Here is a 19,432-nt window from a genome sequence, read left to right as displayed (position 1 = left end):
GTTCAGTTCAATTCGATTTGACCGCCGACGATGCGGTTCACCCCCTCGGCATCACTCACGATGTACTCACCGCGCAGGGCGATCTTGCCGTTCGGATACAAGGTGATGCTGGATTTCCCGCAGCGGATGGTGACTTGCTGGCTCGCCTCGAAGAGCAGTTCCTGCGGCATCAGCGCGGGCTCGGTGATATTGCGCGCGTGGGGGGCCGTGTGAGAGGGTAAGGCGGCGCCGTCTGGCGTCTCAGGCTTGGCAGTCGAAAGGTCAACGGAAACGGTCACGGTGCGATCCTTCTGCGGTAAACAGGTCAAGCGGGCAAGCCAGCCATCCAGGTCAATTGGCGAAAAGCTGGCGCATCGGTTGGAAATGCGGGCCCTTGATGGTGGTGTTGGAGCCTGTCGGCTGCCATCGGTCGCCACCGCAAGGGACCACGGCGCAACACCTCGCGCCACCCGGGCGGCAGGGCCGACAGGCCGGCGAATCGCTGATGTGTGCCGATGGCATCGCCGTGGGCCTGCCACCAGGCTGCAAAGGCGTCAGCATCCGGCCAAGGGAGACCCGCATCGGCCTCGATGGCGGGAATCGCATCGGGCGCCGCATCACGTGGGCGCCGGTCCGGCCGCTGCCCCGCCCACCCGTCACGACCGGGATGAGATCCCGTGATCAGACTGACGGACGCACCTGCGACGCGTGCCAATTCTTGATGGCGCATCGCGTGGATCAGCGTCGGCACGCCCGCTGGATCGCCCAACCACCCCAGCAGTTGAACGGCCAGACGAGGCGCTCGAGTGAACAGATCGGGCAGAACTTCGCGTGCAGCCTCTGGCTGGTGCAGGACAAGGGCCTGGGCTGCACGACTGGACGCCTCGTGTTCTGTTGGGCTTGATGCAGCAAGCAGTGCTTGCAGTGTCGTGCTGACCTGGGCGGCGAGCGTCTGGTTGTCCCTCGGCGCGAGCATGACCAGATATCGCGCAGTCTCCCCACGCACTTCGGGATCCGGATGCTCAAGCAGCGGTGCTAAACGCCCAGAGAGATCGCGACGTCCGATGTCGCAGGAAAACGCGATTGCCGCCGGAAGGCGTTGGTCATCCCATGGCGCTGTGGCCAACTCAAGCAGTGTGGCGTCCACCAAAGCCGGCATGTCCAGGCGTCGGCGGGCTTCAAGCGCAAGCCGACGCTGCAGCGGCAAGGCTTTGATCGCATGAGCCAAGGCGTCCGACGCGGGAACCCAGGCAAGCGCCGCATCAAAGGCTTCAGCATGTTCCGGGAGTCCAACACTGAGGTCGTGGCAGGTGTTGAGCAGCCACGTTTCATTGGAGGCCACGGCATGCACGGTCAGGGCAAAGAGCTCGGCCAGCCGCAACGGATGCTTCAGCAGGCGATGCGCATGGTCGGTGACGTCAGTCCCTGCCTGGTGCAATGCGCCGAGCGCCTCCTGCGACGCCAGCATTCTGTCGTCGTAAGCGACAAGGTCGGCGACGTCGAAGTCCGGATGATCGAATCGATCGGAGCGCCGGCGCCACCCGTACCCCAACCCGTCGAGGTGATGGTCGACGAGCTTGGAAGCAGTGCTTGTGAGTGGGTGAAACGACAGCATGCGTGGGCCAACGAGCTGAAAACAGCGGACGCCGGCCACCGGTCATCCGCTCTTCCTCATGGAGGCGGTTTGCAGTGTAGGGGTCGGATCTTGCTGGCGAAGGCCCTTTGTAGCTGACCAAAGTCACGTCCTCGCTCGCACGCCACAGAGGCTCGGCCACTCACGTCGGCCATCACTCCCGCAGGGCCTGGGCCGGACGACAGTGGCAGTGATGGAGCGCGCGCGCTCGGGGCAGACGTGGAAGAGAGACCAGACGCAGAAGCTCCAAACGCCGAAGCTCCAAAAGCAAAGAACACACCGCAGAAAGCAAAAAGCCTCGCAAATCCAATGATCTGCGAGGCTTCGGCCTTTGGTGGGCGGTGCAGGGTTCGAACCTGCGACCCCTGCCGTGTGAAGGCAGTGCTCTACCGCTGAGCTAACCGCCCGGTTATCTGGTGCGCTCTGTACGAAATACAGTGCGCTTAAGACAGTCCGGGTTATTCAATACCCTTTCGCGACTTCGCGACCCCAGCACTGAGTCCCATCATCAGACAAGACACAAACTGGTGGGCGGTGCAGGGTTCGAACCTGCGACCCCTGCCGTGTGAAGGCAGTGCTCTACCACTGAGCTAACCGCCCGATTTGTTGCTTCGGGCTCGCCGCGAAAGACCAAGAGTATGCCATGGAATTTCAGGGCAACTCAACAGGTTCTGGTGTTTTTCTTAACGACTCTTGCCGGCAAATTTTGTTAATCGCACCGACGCCAGAAGCTCCGCAAAACAACAGGCGAAGCGAAGGCCAACAACACGGTCAACACGGCGGTCAACTGGACGACCAAGGTGACCGTCAAGGCGACTGACGGAGTCGCCCAACAAGTTGCCCAACACTAGACGCCCAACGAGCGCCCAACAAACACCCAGCAAATCCCCAGTAAGGACCGCAGCAGACGCCGCGCCTTACGCCGCAGCGGACTCCGCCGCAGGCGCCTTCCAGATGCGATTGCCGCCACTGGCCTTGTCGAGCTCGGCCAACACCTTTTCATGCAGCGCCAGCTCTTCTTCCGTGGCCGTCAGCACCGGCAGTTGGAAACTGCTCAGGTCAATCGCCGCCACTTCCAATTCTCCACCCTGCCCTGGCGACGACGTGTCCGAATCGTCAATCACCAGCGAGTCCTGACCCCGCGTCAGCCGGATGTAGACCTCGGCCAGCAGCTCCGCATCCTTCACGGCGCCGTGCAGCTCACGGTTGCTGTTGTCCACCTCCAGGCGGCGGCACAAGGCATCCAGCGAGTTGGCCTTGCCCGGGAACATGTCGCGGGCCATCAACAGCGTGTCGGTCACACTGGCCACCACTTCATGCAGCAGCTCGCGCTTGGCGCGCTTGAGTTCTGCATTGATGAAGCCCACGTCGAACGCCGCGTTGTGGATCACCAGATCAGCACCCCGCAGGAACTCCAACAGCTCATCCACCACTTGGGCGAACTTGGGCTTGTCCGACAGGAATTCGCTGCTCAGGCCGTGCACCCGGAAGGCTTCTTCCGGCATGTCCCGCTCAGGGTTCAGATAGAAGTGCAGATGCCGGCCAGTCAGTTGCCGGTTGACCATTTCCACGCAGCCGATGTCGACCACACGGTCACCGGATTCCGGATTCAGGCCTGTCGTTTCGGTGTCAAAAAAGATCTGTCTCATGATTCAGCCAAGCAAAGCGGCGCCCGCCAGGGGCTCCGCAGACAAAATGAAGGCGGTCAGGGCGCATGATCCATCAACGTTCAATGAACACTCGATCAACGCTTGATCAACGCGCTCGATGCAAGCTGCAGATGCATGCCCCGGGCTCTGGTCTGAGGTGCCTGTGTCAGTGGCATCTCTCGGTGACATCTCTCGGTGGCATCCCTCGGTGGCACATCTCAGTGGCACATCTCAATGGCGTGCCTCAGCGACATGCCTCAGCGACATGCCTCAGGTACGCGCCACCGACGGTGTCCCCACCCCGCGCACGCGGCGGTAAGCCCAGATCATCATCAACAGGCCGGCGACCACCATCGGTGCACTCAACCATTGACCCTGGCTCCAGCCAAACCAACGCAAACCCAGAAACTCATCCGGCTCGCGGAAGTATTCCGCAGCAAAACGGAAGGCCCCATAACCGATCAGGAACAGGCCGGACATGGCTGCCATCGGCCGCGGCTTGCGGGAAAACAGCCAGAGGATGATGAAGAGCAGCACACCCTCACCCAGAAACTGGTAGATCTGCGAGGGATGGCGTGGAATCTGGTCATGCGCCTGCGGGAAGATCATCGCCCAGGGCACGGAAGCATCCGCCGGGCGGCCCCACAACTCGCCGTTGATGAAGTTGCCCAGCCGGCCCATGGCCAGCCCGGTCGGTACGCAGGGCGCCACCAGGTCAGCCACTTCGAAGAACTTGAACCCCCGACGCCAGCCAAAAAACGCCAGCGCCACAATCACCCCGAGCAAGCCACCATGGAAGGACATGCCGCCCTGCCACACCGCAAAGATGTCCAGCGGATGCTTCAGGAATTCACCGGGCTTGTAGAACAGCACATAACCCATACGCCCGCCCAGCACCACGCCCAGCACCCCGAAGAACAGCAGGTCGTCCACGCCCTGCCGCGTCCAGCCGCGCTGGGCATTCCAGGGGCGCGACACCTGCACATTGGCCAGCCACAGGAACAGGCCAAAGGCCGCCAGATAGGTCAGGCCATACCAGTGGATGGGCCAGCCAAACACATGGAAGGCGACCGGGTCGAACTGAGGGTGGATCAGGGGGTGAGTCATGCGAATAGTTGCTGCCGGCGGCGAGGCCCCGAATCATAGTGCGGCGGCGCGAGGCCACCACACGCTGTGCGCCCCACCATCAGCCTGCGGCGCCGATCTCGGCCAGCCGGCGCTTGCAATCCTCGATGTTGCTGGCGCTGGCGCGGCGATGGGTGAGGTAACGTTCGAAGGCGGCACGGGCGCCGGCTTTGTCACCCTTGTCCTGCAGGGCGATGCCAATGCGGTGATCCAGGGCCAGTTGCTCGGCACCGTTGAGCGACTTGGCTTTTTCATAAGTGGCGACGGCGGCGTCATGGTCCCCCATGGCATCCAGCACCCGGCCCAGGCCGTACAGCGGCATGGCTTGCTGCGGCTGCTGGCGCGCGAGCTCTTCCAACCAGGCCTTGGCCTTGGCATGCTGGCCATCATGCATCCATTGCCGACCCAGATCGCTGCCCAGCACCCGCTGCTCCAGCAGCAGCTCCGGACGGCGGGTGCGCACAGCACGCAGTTCGCGCTCCACGGATGCCCAATCCTTCTTGGACGCGGCCGCCCGCGCCCGCAGCAGATGCAACTGATCGCTGTCCTGCACGCCCTGCTCCAGGCCACGCGCCTTGGATTCCCCGCCCCCCACAAAGCTCGGCAGTGCCAGGTAGTACTGCTGCAGCGCGCTGCGCGGCTCCGGGGCATCCGGCAGTTGGGACATCGCCTTTTGCAGCAGCTCACTGACCCGCCCCAAGGCCCCAAGCGCCTTGAATTTGCTGCCACCTCTCACCTGCATCACCAGGGCCAAGGCCAGGGCGTAAGAGCAACTCGCCTCTTGCGGCGTCTTCTGTACACACTGCTCCAGCCGCTGAATGTTCTGGCGCAGCACCTCACCGTCAGCAAGATCCAGTTGCGACAGCGCCAGGGCCGCGGTGGCCTGCGGGTCGTCGGGGGTGGCCTTCAGGCGCTGGCTCGCCAGTTTTTCAAGCTGGTCCGCCTGGCCCGCGTCAAGCAGGGTCTGCAAGCCCGTATCCTTGAACACCGCGGCATGCACCAGGGGCGTTGCCAGCAGCAGCGCGGGGGCCAGGAGCAACCCGCCCAAGGCGGTGCGAAAACCACGAGCGAGGGGCCGATGGTCGGCACGGGGTCCCGGGTTACTCCGGCACTGCTGCATCTTGCCAATCATCCTAAGCACCTCGCGTTCTATTGATCTCAATGAGGACGCCCGCTCGGAGCATCTGATGGGCCTGAGCTTATCGTCTCCGGCATGACCTCAACGAATGGGGCCGTCGATTCGCGGACAGATCCGGCACCCAGCGCGCGACACACGGGCGATCCGCAGATGCTTGACCTCGGGGACCCGCCAACAAAAACAAGGGTTGACGAATGACAAAGGGGCCGTATCGGCCCCCTGGGTTTGTGCGATGACAGCATGGGCGCCTCCACCCATGCGGCATGCTGCGCTCAGCGACGGCGGCGCTGTTTGTCGGAGGTCCCCAGTTTGGACATGGCCTCCTGGCGACGCTGTTCCTTGCGCTCGTCCAGACGGTCCATGGCCTTGCGCTGGGTGTAGCCGGTCTTGTCGGCAAACTCCCACCAGACCACCGCAAAGCCAAACGGAGCCAACACCCACCACCAGCTCAAGTCGGCCACTGGGCCTACTTCAGCCACCTTCAGAAGCAGGAGCAAGACCCCAACCACAATGAACCACATCACCACTCTCCTCGTTGCGGACGCCCAACGGCGCGGCCGACCCGACACTACAATCTTTTGAGCTCGGCCTGCCCCAGCCAAACCCTTGTGCTTGTTTCAAATTGCCGCTTTCCCGATGCGCACATCGGCGCGCGGGATGCAGCGGGCTGAAATGTAGCCAAACGGAACCGATTGGGGCGAACCGAATGTCAACGTTTTCCAACCGTTGCCAACCGTTTCCTTCCGGGTATGCTCCCGGAACGATTTGAAAGGATGCCATGAAAATTGCCCTGATCGCCTGCGCCACCGTGATGGCCGCCCTCGCCTCCGCACCTGCCCTGGCCAGCCAGGAGTTGGCCCAGAAGAAGAATTGCATGGCCTGCCATGCCGTCGACAAGAAGCTGGTGGGCCCGGCCTACAAGGACGTCGCCGCCAAGTATGCGAGCGATAAGGACGCTGTGAAGAAGCTGTCCGAGAAGGTCATCAAGGGCGGTTCTGGCGTGTGGGGCCCGGTGCCGATGCCGGCCAACACCCAGGTGACCCAGGCCGAGGCCGAAACCCTGGTCAAGTGGATTCTCAGCACCAAGTGACCCACTAAAAAAACGGGGGCTCGCGCCACCACGCGCGAGCCCCCTCGGAGCAACGACCGAGGCATCCCAGGTCGTTCTTCTCTACCGCCAGATCAGCCGATCCGTACCGGTACGAAGATCTTGTCGCCGCCCCGCTGCACCAGCAGGGCCACCGACTTCTCAGCGTTTTGCAGCAGGCCACGCACCTGCTCCACCGACTGCACCGGCGTGCCATTCACCGCCAGCAGCACATCACCGGGCCGTACCTGGGCACGCGCCGCAGGACCGGACACTTCCTCGATCAGCAGCCCCTCGCGGATGCCCAACTGACGACGCTCTTCCGACTGCAGCGGCCGCAGGGCCAGCCCCAGCTTGCCTTGCGCGGCCGACGGACTGTCGTCATTCTTGGCCTGACGCGCCGCCTTGTCGTTGGCATCGCCCAGCACCGCCGTCAATTGTTCACGCTTGCCGCCGCGCCACACTTCCATGGCGATGCGGTCCCCCGGGCTGGACTGGTCCACCAGGGCCGGCAGGTCGCCGCTGGCCACAATCGGTTGCCCCTTGAAGCTCAGGATCACATCCCCGGGGCGCAGGCCAGCCTTGGCAGCCGGACTGCCTTCTTCCACGTTGGCCACCAGCGCCCCTTCCGGCCGCTCCAGCTTGAAGGAATCGGCAAAGCCCTGGTTGACTTCCTGGACCATGACCCCCAGCCGGGCATGCTGCACCTTGCCGCCGTTTTGGATCTGCTGGCGGACCTTGTTGGCCACTTCCACCGGGATGGCGAAGGACAGCCCTTGATAACCGCCCGAGGCGCTGTAGATCTGCGAGTTGATGCCCACCACCTCTCCGCGCGCATTAAACAGCGGGCCGCCCGAGTTGCCGGGGTTGATGGCGACGTCCGTCTGCAGGAAGGGGACGCGGCTTTCTTCCGGGCCCAGCGAGCGGCCCTTGGCGCTGATCACACCGGCGCTGACGCTGTTCTCGAAACCAAAGGGGGAGCCAATGGCCAGCACCCATTCACCCACGCGCAGGTCCTTGGTGGCACCCAGCCGCACCGTGGGCAGGTTCTTGGCGTCGATCTTGAGCACGGCCACGTCGGTGGACTTGTCACTGCCCAGCACCTTGGCGCGGAATTCACGCCGGTCGGTGAGCTTGACCACCACTTCCTGGGCGTCCTGCACCACATGGGCGTTGGTCAGGATGATGCCGTCGTTGCTGACGATGAAGCCAGAGCCCTGGCCGCGGATCTGGCGGCTGCCGCCGTCCTGGTCACCACCAAAGCCACCGGGGCCGCCAGGAATGCCGAAGCGGCGGAAGAATTCATAAAACGGGTCGTCCGGGTCGATCTGCGGGACACGGGCGCTGCGGGTCTTGACCGTGCCGGACACGCTGATGTTGACCACCGCCGGCCCCTGGGTGGCGGCGATCTGGGCAAAGTCGGGCAGACCGGCCGGCGGCTGGGTGGCGGCTGTAGTGGTGGCCGTGGCGACGGACGGGGCCACCGCCGTCCCCAGCGGTGTGGTCACGGCGGCGACCTGTGCGCCATCCACCGCTGCGGAGCTGCCAGCGCCGGACGACGCCCCGGTGGAGGTGCCGGAGGACGTGCTGCCCGCAGCAGCCACGTCCGCTTCGTTGGACACCTTCGCATTGCGCATGGCCAGGGCACCGCCGGTGGCGCCCAGCACGCCGGCAGCGGCCAGCGCCCACACCAGTTTCTTGGCCGAGATCATCTTTTCCACTTGTGCCATGTGAATCACCTCTTGGAGGTCAATCAGAGTCGATGGCTGAAGTGTGAGACCGCTGCCTTAGATGTTTCTTAAACCGGTCCGGACCTGCAAAAAATCGGCATCCCGGCCTCAGGCCTGATTGCGGCGCCGCCAGAGCTTACGCCCCACCCAGACCAGCAGGCCGATGAGGAGCGTCCAGGGCAGGAGAAAGGCGACGCCGATGATCGTCGATGAAATACCTCGCGACAGGCTTCCGCCGAAATCGGAGGCAGCACTCGAAATCGGTTTCCAGAACGATTTCTGGCGCCTCGGCTCGATAAGGATGGACAGCAATTCGGTGTCCACGCGCTTCTCCAGCACGGCCAGTACCCCGGTGGCGTCTTCCAGCTCGTTCTGCACCTCAGCCAGCTCACGGGTGATTTTGATCAGGCTGTCGGCGTCCTGCAACTGGCGCTTGCGAAGGGCTTCCAGCTCATCCCGATAGGCCTTGAGCATGGACAATTTCTTCTCACTGTCGCGAATCGGCCCGCCCAGGTCTTCCGCCGTGGTGGATTGACCGGTGATGTCCCCTTGTTGCCCCACAGTGGCCAGCAAGATCCGGATGCCTTCGGGCCGGGCTCGCAACTTCAGAAACGCCGACGGATATTCACCGGTCTTCAGCTGCGATTCCAACACTTCGCATTGTTGAGCCGCAGCGTCCTGGCAGGCTTTTAGCATGGTGGCCTGAATGGAAGCCAACTTGTTTTCCGGCACATCGATCTCGACCGTATGGGCGTAGGCCAACGTGCGCCGCCGTTCCTGCTTGGCAGAGGGCATTCCGACTTTCTCGGGAACCGCACGCGGGGAAAAGGACGCGGAATCAGGCTGCTGATAGCACCCGGTCGCCAAGGCCACAAACAGGCCGACAAGAAGCATACGAATCATCAAAATTCCGATTGTTCTGGTTAGTCGTCGCGTCGAAGAGCGACGATGCAAGGAAATGCGAAATAGCCAGCATCACGCTCTCCTCCGAGGTGACGCCGAAGGCTTCAAGCGGTCGGTGGCAGCGTTTTGGACCCTGCCGGGGAAACGTTCTAAGGGAGGGTTGCTGGCAAGGTCGGCGGCACGTTCAGCGGGTGATTCAGCAGGTGATTCAGCGGGAAGGCCAATTCCACTCTCAGTCCGCCAAGACCCGTGCTGTGCCCCAGCCTCAGCGTGGCGCCATGGTCGCTGGCAATGCTGAGGGCAATCGCCAGCCCCAAACCGCTCCCCGGGGCCTGTTGCGCCTGTGCTTCAGACCGGTAGAAGCGGTCAAACACCCGGGACCGTTCCGCATCCGGAATGCCGGGGCCGTCGTCCTCCACCACCACCAAGGCTTGATGGGCAGTGCGCTCCAGGCTCAGGTCCACCCGGCTGCGGCCATATTTAACGCCGTTGTCCAGCAGGTTGCGCAGCAGAATCTGCAGTGCATCCCGCTGACCGCTCACCTCCACCGCATCGCAGCGCCCCAACCCCAGGTCCACGCCGCGCGCCTGCGCCAGGGTGCTGGCTTCCACCACCACGTCCCGGCATAACGCGTCCAGCGCAATCGCTTCGGGCGGTGGCGGCACCTTCTTGCTGTCTTGGCGGGCCAGGGTCAACAACTGCTCGATCAGGCGCCCCGCCCGGTCAATGCCCGTGGCCAGCCGATCCGTCGCCTGGGCGCGGGCCTGGTCGTCCGGCGCCCGCTTCAAGGCTTGCAATTGCAGCTTCAGCGCCGCCAGCGGAGAGCGCAACTCATGCGCCGCATCCGCTACAAACCGCTGCTGGGTGTCGAAGGCCTGCCGCACCCGGTCCAGCAAGGCATTGAGTTCGGTTACCAGCGGTTCCACCTCGCTGGGCAGGTCGGCCACGTCCACCGGGGACAGGTCTTGTGCCGCACGGCGGGAAATCTGCTGGCGAACCCGCTGCAACGGGTCCAGCGAATAACTCACCACCCACCACACCACCATGGCCAGCAACGGCAGCATCATCGCGGTGGGCAACACCGTCCGCCACGCCAACTGGCCGGCCATGCGCTGGCGCACCGACAGGTCCTGCGCCACCTGTACCACCTGGAAACGCCCCTGGATGGCCAGCACCCGGTAGCGTTTACCTTTGAGATCGACATTGGAAAAACCCAGCACAGCCCGCTGCGGCAGCCAGTCCGGGCCGGCAGACCGATACAGCGGCGTGCCGTCCAGGCCCCAGACCTGCACGATCAGATCGATGCTCTGCTCTTCGCCCAGCGGCAGCGGCAGGCCGGTGCCCATGCCGGCGCGCAGGGACAGGGCCACCTGCTGCATCTGATAGTCAAAGATCTCGTCGGCCTCGGCCAGGGCATTGCGGTAGGCACTGCCGCCCTGCACCAGGGCGCTGAGCAGCATGGCCGCCAGCAGGAACAGCACCAGCCGGTAGCGCAGCGAACGTGGCAGCACCCTCATTCCTTGGGAACGCGGTAGCCCACGCCTCGCACATTCTGGATCAGCTCCGCGCCCAGCTTCTTGCGCAGGCCGTGGACGTAGACCTCCACCGCATTGCTGCTGATTTCGTCCTTCCAGCCATACAGCTTTTCTTCCAGCTGCTGGCGGGACAGGACGATGCCGGGCCGCGCAATCAGCGGCTCCAGCACCGCCCACTCGCGGGCGGAGAGCGTCACGGGTTGCCCATGGGCCGTCACCTCCCGGGTGGCCGGGTTGATGGTCACCCCCATGTGCTCATAAACAGGCTCGGCGCGCCCAGCGGCCCGGCGCAGCAAGGCGCGGATGCGGGCCAGCAGCTCGTCCAGCTCAAAAGGCTTGAGCACGTAGTCGTCCGCACCGGCATCCAACCCGGCCACCCGCTGCTGCAGGGCATCACGCGCCGTGGCAATCAGCACCGGCATGGTCTGCTTGCGCCCGCGAAGGCCGTGCAGCACCTGCATGCCGTCCTTCTTGGGCAGGCCCAGGTCCAGCAGCACCAGGTCGTAGGTCTGGGACTGGAGTGCCGTGTCGGCCATTTCGCCATCCCGCACCCAGTCCACCGCATAACCATCGGCGCGCAGCAGTTCGAGCAACTGCTCGCCGATCATCGAGTCGTCTTCTACCAACAGGAGTCGCATGGCGGCGATTGTGCCCGCGCCAGCGGACTCCTGGGGAGACCCCGGACCGCTCGGATCAGGCGGTCCGTCCCCCCACCTGCGCAGTCAGCGACAACACCCAGTGCGGGGCCCAGGCCTGGTCCACCCGGCTGCGGATGTCACTGAAGTCCAGCTGACGGGGACGCCGGGGCTCGGCCGGCTCGGGCAGCGACTCGACCGTTTCCATGTCGCTGATGCCCGAAGCGAAGCTTTGCACGGACGTCATGGAGGTGTTGGTGCTGATACTGTCGCCAGACCGGATGCTGTCGCGGGACCGGATGCTGTCGCGAGAACCGGAAGCGAGCTCGTCCGCCTCAAGGTTGCGCGAGCCAGGTGCGCCGGCTTCTGCCAGTGCCCTGGAGGCGGCAGCCCCTGACGTTGCGCCTTTAGCGCCCCTGGCCGCTGCGGCGGCGAGCGCTTCGGCACGCTCCTTCGGATTCACCGGTGGCGCCTTGGTGAAGAACAACGGAACCACCCCGGTCCTGGCCCCTCCTCCCTCCCGCTTCTCGAACTCCGCTCTCGGCATCACCCGCAGCGGCAGGTCTTCCACCTGCCGCCGGCTCTCCTGCAGCGCCTGGTTGAAGCGATCGCTCTTGCCAGACACGCGCTCGCGCCAGCGGCTCTGCTGGCTCGGTGTCAGCGCATTGAAGCGCTGCTCCAGCAACTGCTTGATGGTTTCCCGGGTCAACAGCGCCGCTTGACTCGGATCCGGCACCGCGTTATTTGCGCTATGGGTCGGTTCCATGGCGCGCGCCAGACCGATCTGAATCTCCTCCGCCAGCGTAGTGGCCCACGCGATGTGCGGCGCCAGAGCACGGGTGACGGGATCGGACAGCTTCGCGCGCAGATAGCCCGACAGGCCGGTGGGGGCCGTCATCTCCTTCACAAAACCGTCCAATTGCAGCTTGAAACGCTCAAAGCTGTCACCCCCCGGCAACCACGCGCGGCGAACGTCCGGATGAAGGGCCGCCAAGTCCGCGCTCGTTGCCTGCTCCGCCCGCTCGCGGGTGTGATGCATCAGCAACGTCTGTTCACCCACATTCATGCGGGGCGTCCCATCGTCGCGGAACGCAGTCCTTTCGTAGTTCAGCTCTTGAGGCACGTCCGGCGACACGGTCGGCTGCTGCGCTTTGGCCGGGCGGTCCGGCCGCGCCGTGCCGATGCGGCTCAGGGTCGCGTAAGCCTTGTCCGAGATGCGGTTGGAAGGCGTCAGCGTTCGCGCCCGACCGCCGTCGTGCCTTGGCAAGGAGATTTCCTTGAAATGGCCGGTGGTCGCGGAGCTGTCCATGAATCGAGAGAGCGTCGAAGCCACCGCCGTGGGCAACGCAGGCGTCTGCACTCCCTCCGTGCCGGGCACCGCGCCGCGCTGGGAGGCTGGCTGGCTGCGCGCGCGTTCTTCCTCCGACAGTTCCGCCACCGGCTGCAACGGATGCAACGGCTGGAAGTCGAACACCGAATCGCGACTGCTCTGCTGAGCATCCGCAGACAGACACCCCGAATCGTCCGAAATGTGAGACACCGGGCTGCCGACGCGATCCCAGGTCAAAGGCGCCGGCCGCTGCGCGACGGACCGTGACGTGACTGCGGCACCCGGGGTCGAAGACGAATCCACAACATCGCTCGCGCTGGCGCCTGCGGTCTGCGCATCAGAAACGGTCGGCACGCCACCCCTCAACAGCTGCTGGCGTACCTGCACCGCCATGGTCTCCGGCGAACTCAGGTTGTCGGTCCAGGCTTCCCAGATGTCATTGGCAAGCTTGGGCATGTCGATGCCATCCAACATGGCCGCAAAGGAGGGGCTGCGCTGAGCCTGACCGGCCGCCACAAACGCGTCCATCTGGCGGGCCAGGTCTTCGGGACTGCTCATGCGGAGGGTGCCAAGGTTCATGGCCTCCAGGCATTGCATGGCATGCAGCGCCGTGGCCACCACACCTGACTTGTTGGCACCGTCCTCACACATCACCGCCGGCATGAGCGGCCGCTTGCTGGGGTCCATCGAGTCCACCATCAGCCCACGCAGCATCTGCCGGCACCATTGGGGATCATCCAGATTCAGGCAATGCACACGACACTGATGCGTCAACTTGCCGCCAGCGGTGTCGGACAACTGGAAGTTCATCTGCATTCTGGGCATGGGGAACTTCTGCCCCTGGACCGGCCGAATGGTGCTGACATCGAAGGTGGCCAACGGTCCGTCCGACCGCAAGGGCCATTCCGCCTGCCGCTTCAGCACGGCCGGCACGGCCGGATTCTTCTGGTTGAACGCCAGCGGGGCCTTGGACGCGTCCGGCGGCGGCACCAGCGCATCCACCACAAACAGATCGGTGACACCGCTCGTCATCAAGGCAGCCTGAAACAGCGGGGACGCGGTGGCGCTGGCGTGCAAGGGAGGCTGGAGCTGCAGGACCGACCCATGCGGCAGGGCCTTGGACCAGAGCGTCCCTGCAGAAGGGCCTGTGCCCGAGCTTGGCGTGACGTTGACCCCGCTGCCTGTCCTTTCAGTCGGCAGACGGGCCGGTGCCAACGGCAGCAGCGTGGCGTTGGCGCGCGCCGTCTCGGCGCCCAACGGGTCCACCCAGTCCGCGCTGCCCGCTGGCGAGAGCTGGAGTTGCTTCGGCAACACCAGAAAGTTGTCTGGCACAAACTGCACCTTGGTCCGCACATTCCATTCGCGGTCCAGCAATTCACGAGCCTGAGCGGGTGGTGCACCATACCAATCCGCCACATCGGGCGGCGTGACCGCAGCCTTGGGCAGCGTCAAAGGTGGCTGGGGGGATGAATCGGCCCGATGCATCGCTTGGAGCGGAATGCTGTCCCTGGTGATCGCGTCGCTGATCCGATAAGTCATCATGGCAGTCAGGCCGGCTGGCCTCTCATCAAGTGGGCCGTCTTGGTGGAGGCCGTTTCGCACAGAGTTCGGATGACAAGTCGCCGCGCTAGCAATCCATGACTACAATGCGAGCGTCAGGAGAGAGTTCCCCGCGCAAGCCAGGGGAGCCGCCGAAGGCGCAGTGGTGGAGGCACCGGAAAACCGATGCAACGGCTGCGAACGCTCAGGCAAAAGGACTGACAAGACGTCTGCAGCACCGGCGTTTCCGGCACCGCAGACGTTCCTCACTGGAGAGAGGCGGGGTGGATGCCAGCGCATGCGCTGGGTGTTGAGCCCGCCCACCGAAGGGGCAAGCCGCGACCGTGCGTTGGCACGGCCGATGGCCAATCTCTCAGGTAAAGCGGACAGCGAGGGCATCCCCCACCCCAGCCAGCCGGCTGCGGATTGTTGAATCGCCTCGGGCACTCCCGGCGCCTCAACGCTTCGCCGCCATGGTCGGGACGGTCTTTTGAATGCCCCGGAGTTCTCCCATGTCCGCTGACGTCACCACGCCCCTGCTCAAGACCCCGCTGCACGCCCTGCACCTGGAACTGGGCGCCAAAATGGTTCCCTTTGCCGGCTACGACATGCCGGTGCAATATCCCACCGGCGTGATGACCGAGCACCGCCACACCCGCACGGCGGCTGGCCTGTTCGACGTTTCCCACATGGGCCAGGTGCTGCTGGTGGGCGATGACGCCGCCGCCGCCCTGGAAACCCTCGTGCCGGTGGACATCATCGGGCTGGAACTGTTCAAGCAACGGTATGCCCTGTTCACCAATGACGAGGGCGGCATCCTGGATGACCTGATGGTCGCCCGCCGTACCGATGGCCTGTTTGTGGTGGTCAATGCCGGCTGCCGCGACCAGGACATCGCCCACATGCACAAGCATCTGGGGGGCCGCTGCGAGGTGCGCCCGCTGCCCGACCAGGCGCTGCTGGCGCTGCAGGGCCCGCAGGCGGTGACCGCGCTGTCGCGCCTGAATGCCGACGTGGCGAAGCTGGTGTTCATGACCGGCGGCTTCTTTGAACTGGACGGCATCCCCACCTTCGTCACCCGTTCGGGCTATACCGGCGAAGACGGTTATGAAATCTCGGTGGCCGCCGACCGGTCGGTGGAACTGGCGCGCAAGCTGCTGGCCCAACCCGAAGTGAAGCCCATCGGCCTGGGCGCGCGGGATTCGCTGCGGCTGGAAGCCGGCCTGTGCCTGTATGGGCACGACATCGACACCACCACCACCCCGGTGGAAGCCTCGCTGACCTGGGCCATCCAGAAAGTGCGCCGTGTGGGCGGCGAACGTGCCGGCGGTTATCCCGGTGCCGCCGTGGTGGGCCGCCAACTGGCCGAAGGCGCAGCCCGCAAGCGGGTGGGCCTGGTGGGCAGCGAACGCATGCCGGTGCGCGAAGGCGCCAAGCTGGTCACCGAGACCGGTGAGGAAGTTGGCGTGGTCACCAGCGGCACGCTGGGCCCCACGATTAACAAGCCGGTGGCCCTGGCCTATGTGGCCAAGGCCCACGCGGCACTGGGCACCCAGTTGTTCGCCCTGGTGCGCGACAAGCGCACCCCGATGACGGTCTCTTCCACACCGTTCACACCCAACGGATACTTCCGCGGCTGAGCCTGTTTCAGCACATCCGCCCGGATCCCACGGGATCCACCTGGATCCACCCGGAATCTGATCCGGATTTTTCAGCGACTCTTCCGCCCTTTTTGACGGAGCCTCTCATGACCATCAAGTACACGCCCGACCATGAATGGGTCGAGATCCACGCCGACGGCACCGCCACCGTGGGCATCACCGTGCATGCCCAGGACGCCCTGGGCGACGTGGTGTTTGTTGACCTGCCGGAAGTTGGCAAGACCTATGCCGCCAAGGAAGTGGCGGGCGTGGTGGAGTCGGTGAAGGCCGCTGCCGACGTTTACGCTCCGGTGTCCGGCGAGATCGTGGAAGTGAACGAATCGCTGCGCGACGACCCGTCCCTGGCCAACTCCGACCCGCTCAAGGCCGGCTGGTTCTTCAAGGTCAAGCTGGCCAATGCGGCCGAGCTGGATGGCCTGATGGACAGCACCGCCTACGACGAACTGCTGAAGAACAGCTGATCCCGTTGCTTCAATGACCGTGGCGCGCAGGGCCGCTGGCCCTGCCCGCCCACGGTTGCCGGATCCCCCTGCCCCGCCCCTCGCCGGCCGCCCGCCTCGCCGCCCTTCAGGATCACCGCCATGTCCGCCCTGCCCTCCTTTGCCGAACTCGAGAACAACATCGAGTTCCATGCCCGCCACATCGGCCCGGATGCCGCCGATGAAGCCCTGATGCTGTCCGCCATCGGCGCCGCCTCGCGCGAAGCGCTGATCGACGCCATCGTGCCCGCCAGCATCAAGCGCGCCGCGCGCATGGACCTGCCGGAGGCGGTCACCGAAGCCCAGGCATTGGCCGAACTGAAGGCCATCGCCGGTCGCAATCAGTTGCTCAAGAGCTTCATTGGTCAGGGCTATTACGGCACCCTGACCCCGGGCGTGATCCTGCGCAACATCCTCGAGAACCCCGCCTGGTACACCGCGTACACGCCCTATCAGGCAGAAATCTCGCAGGGCCGCATGGAAGCGCTGGTCAACTTCCAGACCATGGTCTGCGACCTGACCGGCCTGGCCATCGCCAACGCGTCGATGCTGGACGAAGCCACCGCCGCCGCCGAAGCCATGACCCTGGCCGCCCGCGTGGGCAAGAGCAAGAGCCAGGTGTTCTTCGTCGCCGACGATGTGCTGCCCCAGACCCTGGAAGTGATCCGCACCCGCGCCGAGCCGCTGGGCATCACCGTGCAGGTCGGCCCCGCCACGGATGCCGGCCAGGCTGAATGCTTCGGTGCGCTGGTGCAATACCCCGGCGTGAACGGCCTGATCCGTCCGTTGCAGCCGATCGCCGATGCCGTGCATGCCCAAGGTGGCCTGCTGGTGGTGGCCGCCGACCTGCTGGCCCTGACGCTGATCAAGGCGCCGGGCGAGCAAGGCGCCGATATCGCCGTGGGCACGACCCAGCGCTTCGGCATGCCGATGGGCGCCGGTGGCCCGCATGCCGCCTACATGGCCTGCCGTGATGAATTCAAGCGCAGCCTGCCGGGCCGCCTGGTCGGCGTGTCGGTGGACAGCCATGGCAAGCCCGCCTATCGGCTGTCGCTGCAGACCCGCGAGCAGCACATCCGCCGCGAGAAGGCCACGTCCAACATCTGTACCGCTCAAGTGCTGCCGGCCGTGGTGGCCAGCATGTACGCGGTGTATCACGGCCCGCAAGGCCTCAAGCGCATTGCGCAACGCGTGGCCGGCTACACCGCCGTGCTGGCCAAGAGCCTGAAGGGCCTGGGCCTGACGCTGGCCCACGAAGCGGCCTTCGACACCCTGCATGTGCAGACCGGCGCCCACACCGCCGCGATCCTCTCCGCTGCCGTCGCTGCGGGCATGAACCTGCGCCGCGCGGTCGAAGACAGCATCAGCCTGTCGCTGGACGAAACCACCAGCCGCACCGACCTCCAGGCCCTGCTGACCGTCTTCGCCCAGGGCAAGACGGTGCCGGACGCCTTCGCAGGCGCCGCTGCGGTGCAAGCCCTGATCCCGGCCGAGCTGGTGCGCAGCAGCAGCTTCATGACCCATCCGGTCTTCAACCGCCACCACTCCGAAACCGAGATGCTGCGTTACCTGCGCCAGCTGTCGGACAAGGACCTGGCGCTGGACCGCAGCATGATCCCGCTGGGCTCGTGCACCATGAAGCTCAATGCCACCAGCGAGATGATCCCCATCACCTGGCCGGAGTTTGCCCAGGTGCATCCGTTTGCACCGCAAAGCCAGCTGCAGGGGTATGCCCAGCTGGACCAGCAGCTCACCGCCTGGCTGTGCCAGGCGACCGGGTATGCGGGTGTGTCGCTGCAGCCGAATGCCGGCTCGCAAGGCGAATATGCCGGCCTGCTGATCATCAAGGCCTGGCACGAATCGCGCGGCGAAGCGCATCGCAAGGTGTGCCTCATCCCCGAATCGGCCCACGGCACCAACCCCGCTTCCGCCCAGATGGTGGGCATGCAGGTGGTGGTGACCAAGTGCGACAAGGAAGGCAACATCGATCTGGCCGACCTGAAGGCCAAGTGCGAACAGCACAGCGCCCAACTGGCCGCGATCATGATCACCTACCCCTCCACCTATGGCGTGTTCGACACGCATGTGAAGGAAATCTGCGCGCTGGTGCATGAGCATGGCGGCCGCGTCTATGTGGACGGCGCCAACATGAATGCCCTGGTGGGCGTGGCGGCGCCGGGCCAGTTCGGGGGCGATGTGTCCCACCTGAACCTGCACAAGACCTTCTGCATTCCGCACGGCGGTGGCGGCCCGGGCGTTGGTCCGGTCTGCGTGGTGGAAGACCTGGTGCCGTTCCTGCCGGCCCATCGCAGCGCCGGCCTGGGTGAAAAGACGTCCATCGGTGCGGTGAGTGCCGCCCCGTTGGGCAATGCCGCTGTGCTGCCCATCTCCTGGATGTACATCCGCATGATGGGCGAAGCCGGCCTGAAGGCCGCGACCGAAACCGCCATCCTGTCGGCCAATTACGTGGCGGCCCGCCTGTCGGACCACTACGACATCCACTTCAGCGGCAACATCGACGGCGTCAAGGGCGGCGGCGTGGCCCACGAGTGCATTCTGGACCTGCGTCCGCTGAAGGACAGCAGCGGCATCTCCGCCGAAGACGTGGCCAAGCGCCTGATCGACTACGGCTTCCATGCGCCGACGCTGTCGTTCCCGGTGGCAGGCACGCTGATGGTGGAACCGACCGAGAGCGAATCCAAGTTCGAACTGGACCGTTTTGTCGCGGCCATGATCCAGATCCGTGAAGAGATCCGCAAGGTGGAAGCCGGCCACTGGCCGCAGGCGGACAACCCGCTGGTTAATGCGCCGCACACCGCCGAAAGCCTGCTGAAGACCGAATGGACCCATGGCTACAGCCGGGATGAAGCGGCCTATCCGGTCGCGGCCCTGCGCCAGGTGAAGTACTGGTCGCCGGTGGGTCGTGTGGACAACGTCTACGGCGACCGCAACCTGGTGTGCAGCTGCCCGCCGGTGTCGGACTACGCGTAAGTCTCAGCTCAAGGGGGT

Annotated in this window: 16 protein-coding genes, 2 tRNA genes and 2 riboswitches; of the genes, 5 read left to right on the top strand and 13 right to left on the bottom strand. The window is 64.9% G+C overall.

The features are described 5' to 3' along the window. Window positions 1–2: 2 nt before the first annotated feature. From OU995_RS16260 to OU995_RS16245, 4 genes are all read right to left on the bottom strand, one after another. Entirely contained in the window at window positions 3–278 is a 276-nt protein-coding gene (locus OU995_RS16260; protein WP_267831055.1) for a hypothetical protein, read from the bottom strand. 26 nt (window positions 279–304) lie between these two features. Then, window positions 305–1,594: a hypothetical protein gene (locus OU995_RS16255; RefSeq protein WP_267831054.1), complete on the bottom strand. Its 1,290-nt coding sequence runs from the start codon at window positions 1,592–1,594 to the stop codon at window positions 305–307. A 350-nt stretch (window positions 1,595–1,944) separates the two neighbouring features. Then, window positions 1,945–2,019, bottom strand: a tRNA-Val gene (locus OU995_RS16250). Between the two features lie 118 nt (window positions 2,020–2,137). After that, window positions 2,138–2,212 (bottom strand) — tRNA-Val (locus tag OU995_RS16245). Between the two features lie 43 nt (window positions 2,213–2,255). Between OU995_RS16245 and OU995_RS16240 the strand changes: the two genes are divergently transcribed. Next, window positions 2,256–2,432, top strand: a complete 177-nt coding sequence (locus OU995_RS16240) for a hypothetical protein (RefSeq protein WP_267831053.1) — start codon at window positions 2,256–2,258, stop codon at window positions 2,430–2,432. 97 nt (window positions 2,433–2,529) lie between these two features. Here the strand turns inward: OU995_RS16240 and dnaQ are convergent, their stop codons facing one another. The 4 genes from dnaQ to OU995_RS16220 all read right to left on the bottom strand — a co-directional run bounded on the left by dnaQ (window position 2,530) and on the right by OU995_RS16220 (window position 5,985). After that, a complete protein-coding gene (dnaQ, locus tag OU995_RS16235) occupies window positions 2,530–3,261 on the bottom strand; it encodes a DNA polymerase III subunit epsilon (RefSeq protein WP_267831052.1) in 732 nt (243 codons plus the stop codon). A gap of 270 nt (window positions 3,262–3,531) precedes the next feature. Then, complete coding sequence (gene lgt / locus OU995_RS16230) at window positions 3,532–4,368, bottom strand: prolipoprotein diacylglyceryl transferase (protein ID WP_267831051.1); 837 nt, start codon at window positions 4,366–4,368, stop codon at window positions 3,532–3,534. A gap of 79 nt (window positions 4,369–4,447) precedes the next feature. Then, on the bottom strand, window positions 4,448–5,356 hold the full coding sequence (locus OU995_RS16225) for a tetratricopeptide repeat protein (protein ID WP_267831050.1): 909 nt from the start codon (window positions 5,354–5,356) through the stop codon (window positions 4,448–4,450). A 440-nt stretch (window positions 5,357–5,796) separates the two neighbouring features. After that, the gene (locus OU995_RS16220) at window positions 5,797–5,985 is read right to left on the bottom strand and encodes a TIGR04438 family Trp-rich protein (protein WP_420714735.1); all 189 of its coding nucleotides are present in this window, start codon (window positions 5,983–5,985) and stop codon (window positions 5,797–5,799) included. Between the two features lie 317 nt (window positions 5,986–6,302). Here OU995_RS16220 and OU995_RS16215 point away from each other — a divergent pair, with 317 nt between their 5' ends. Beyond that, entirely contained in the window at window positions 6,303–6,614 is a 312-nt protein-coding gene (locus OU995_RS16215) for a c-type cytochrome (protein WP_267831048.1), read from the top strand. A 92-nt stretch (window positions 6,615–6,706) separates the two neighbouring features. On the opposite strand, the gene OU995_RS16210 is transcribed toward OU995_RS16215, so the two are convergent. From OU995_RS16210 to OU995_RS16190, 5 genes are all read right to left on the bottom strand, one after another. After that, window positions 6,707–8,341 (bottom strand): DegQ family serine endoprotease, encoded by a 1,635-nt coding sequence (locus OU995_RS16210; protein WP_267831047.1) that lies wholly within the window; start codon window positions 8,339–8,341, stop codon window positions 6,707–6,709. Window positions 8,342–8,449: 108 nt separating this feature from the next. Next, window positions 8,450–9,244 (bottom strand): DUF4349 domain-containing protein, encoded by a 795-nt coding sequence (locus OU995_RS16205; RefSeq protein WP_267831046.1) that lies wholly within the window; start codon window positions 9,242–9,244, stop codon window positions 8,450–8,452. A gap of 149 nt (window positions 9,245–9,393) precedes the next feature. Continuing rightward, entirely contained in the window at window positions 9,394–10,761 is a 1,368-nt protein-coding gene (locus OU995_RS16200) for an ATP-binding protein (RefSeq protein ID WP_267831045.1), read from the bottom strand. Then, on the bottom strand, window positions 10,758–11,417 hold the full coding sequence (locus OU995_RS16195; protein WP_267831044.1) for a response regulator transcription factor: 660 nt from the start codon (window positions 11,415–11,417) through the stop codon (window positions 10,758–10,760). The genes OU995_RS16200 and OU995_RS16195 overlap by 4 nt, the downstream gene beginning before the upstream one ends. 55 nt (window positions 11,418–11,472) lie before the next feature. Continuing rightward, window positions 11,473–14,286 carry a hypothetical protein gene (locus OU995_RS16190; RefSeq protein ID WP_267831043.1) on the bottom strand — a complete coding sequence of 938 codons (2,814 nt, stop codon included), beginning with the start codon at window positions 14,284–14,286 and terminating at the stop codon, window positions 11,473–11,475. Between the two features lie 104 nt (window positions 14,287–14,390). After that, window positions 14,391–14,514, top strand: a riboswitch (glycine riboswitch). A 28-nt stretch (window positions 14,515–14,542) separates the two neighbouring features. Beyond that, window positions 14,543–14,683: riboswitch (glycine riboswitch) on the top strand. A 112-nt stretch (window positions 14,684–14,795) separates the two neighbouring features. Between OU995_RS16190 and gcvT the strand changes: the two genes are divergently transcribed. From gcvT to gcvP, 3 genes are all read left to right on the top strand, one after another. Next, window positions 14,796–15,923, top strand: a complete 1,128-nt coding sequence (gcvT, locus tag OU995_RS16185) for a glycine cleavage system aminomethyltransferase GcvT (protein ID WP_267831042.1) — start codon at window positions 14,796–14,798, stop codon at window positions 15,921–15,923. Window positions 15,924–16,030: 107 nt separating this feature from the next. Then, entirely contained in the window at window positions 16,031–16,405 is a 375-nt protein-coding gene (gcvH, locus tag OU995_RS16180) for a glycine cleavage system protein GcvH (RefSeq protein ID WP_267831041.1), read from the top strand. Window positions 16,406–16,525: 120 nt separating this feature from the next. After that, window positions 16,526–19,414, top strand: a complete 2,889-nt coding sequence (gene gcvP, locus OU995_RS16175; protein ID WP_267831040.1) for an aminomethyl-transferring glycine dehydrogenase — start codon at window positions 16,526–16,528, stop codon at window positions 19,412–19,414. Window positions 19,415–19,432: the final 18 nt, after the last annotated feature.

It is taken from the genome of Roseateles sp. SL47 (assembly GCF_026625885.1).
GTDB lineage: Bacteria > Pseudomonadota > Gammaproteobacteria > Burkholderiales > Burkholderiaceae_C > Roseateles.
Note: the sequence above shows the minus strand (reverse complement) of the source record. Positions and strands in the feature narration are given on the sequence as shown.

Excerpts from the sequence above, each read along its gene's own strand:
- OU995_RS16255 (WP_267831054.1), bottom strand. The coding sequence starts at position 1,594 with ATGCTGTCGTTTCACCCACTCACAAGCACTGCTTCCAAGCTCGTCGAC.
- OU995_RS16240 (WP_267831053.1), top strand. The coding sequence starts at position 2,256 with ATGGAATTTCAGGGCAACTCAACAGGTTCTGGTGTTTTTCTTAACGAC.
- dnaQ (WP_267831052.1), bottom strand. The coding sequence starts at position 3,261 with ATGAGACAGATCTTTTTTGACACCGAAACGACAGGCCTGAATCCGGAA.
- lgt (WP_267831051.1), bottom strand. The coding sequence starts at position 4,368 with ATGACTCACCCCCTGATCCACCCTCAGTTCGACCCGGTCGCCTTCCAT.
- OU995_RS16215 (WP_267831048.1), top strand. The coding sequence starts at position 6,303 with ATGAAAATTGCCCTGATCGCCTGCGCCACCGTGATGGCCGCCCTCGCC.
- OU995_RS16210 (WP_267831047.1), bottom strand. The coding sequence starts at position 8,341 with ATGGCACAAGTGGAAAAGATGATCTCGGCCAAGAAACTGGTGTGGGCG.
- OU995_RS16205 (WP_267831046.1), bottom strand. The coding sequence starts at position 9,244 with ATGATTCGTATGCTTCTTGTCGGCCTGTTTGTGGCCTTGGCGACCGGG.
- OU995_RS16200 (WP_267831045.1), bottom strand. The coding sequence starts at position 10,761 with ATGAGGGTGCTGCCACGTTCGCTGCGCTACCGGCTGGTGCTGTTCCTG.
- OU995_RS16195 (WP_267831044.1), bottom strand. The coding sequence starts at position 11,417 with ATGCGACTCCTGTTGGTAGAAGACGACTCGATGATCGGCGAGCAGTTG.
- OU995_RS16190 (WP_267831043.1), bottom strand. The coding sequence starts at position 14,286 with ATGATGACTTATCGGATCAGCGACGCGATCACCAGGGACAGCATTCCG.
- gcvT (WP_267831042.1), top strand. The coding sequence starts at position 14,796 with ATGTCCGCTGACGTCACCACGCCCCTGCTCAAGACCCCGCTGCACGCC.
- gcvH (WP_267831041.1), top strand. The coding sequence starts at position 16,031 with ATGACCATCAAGTACACGCCCGACCATGAATGGGTCGAGATCCACGCC.
- gcvP (WP_267831040.1), top strand. The coding sequence starts at position 16,526 with ATGTCCGCCCTGCCCTCCTTTGCCGAACTCGAGAACAACATCGAGTTC.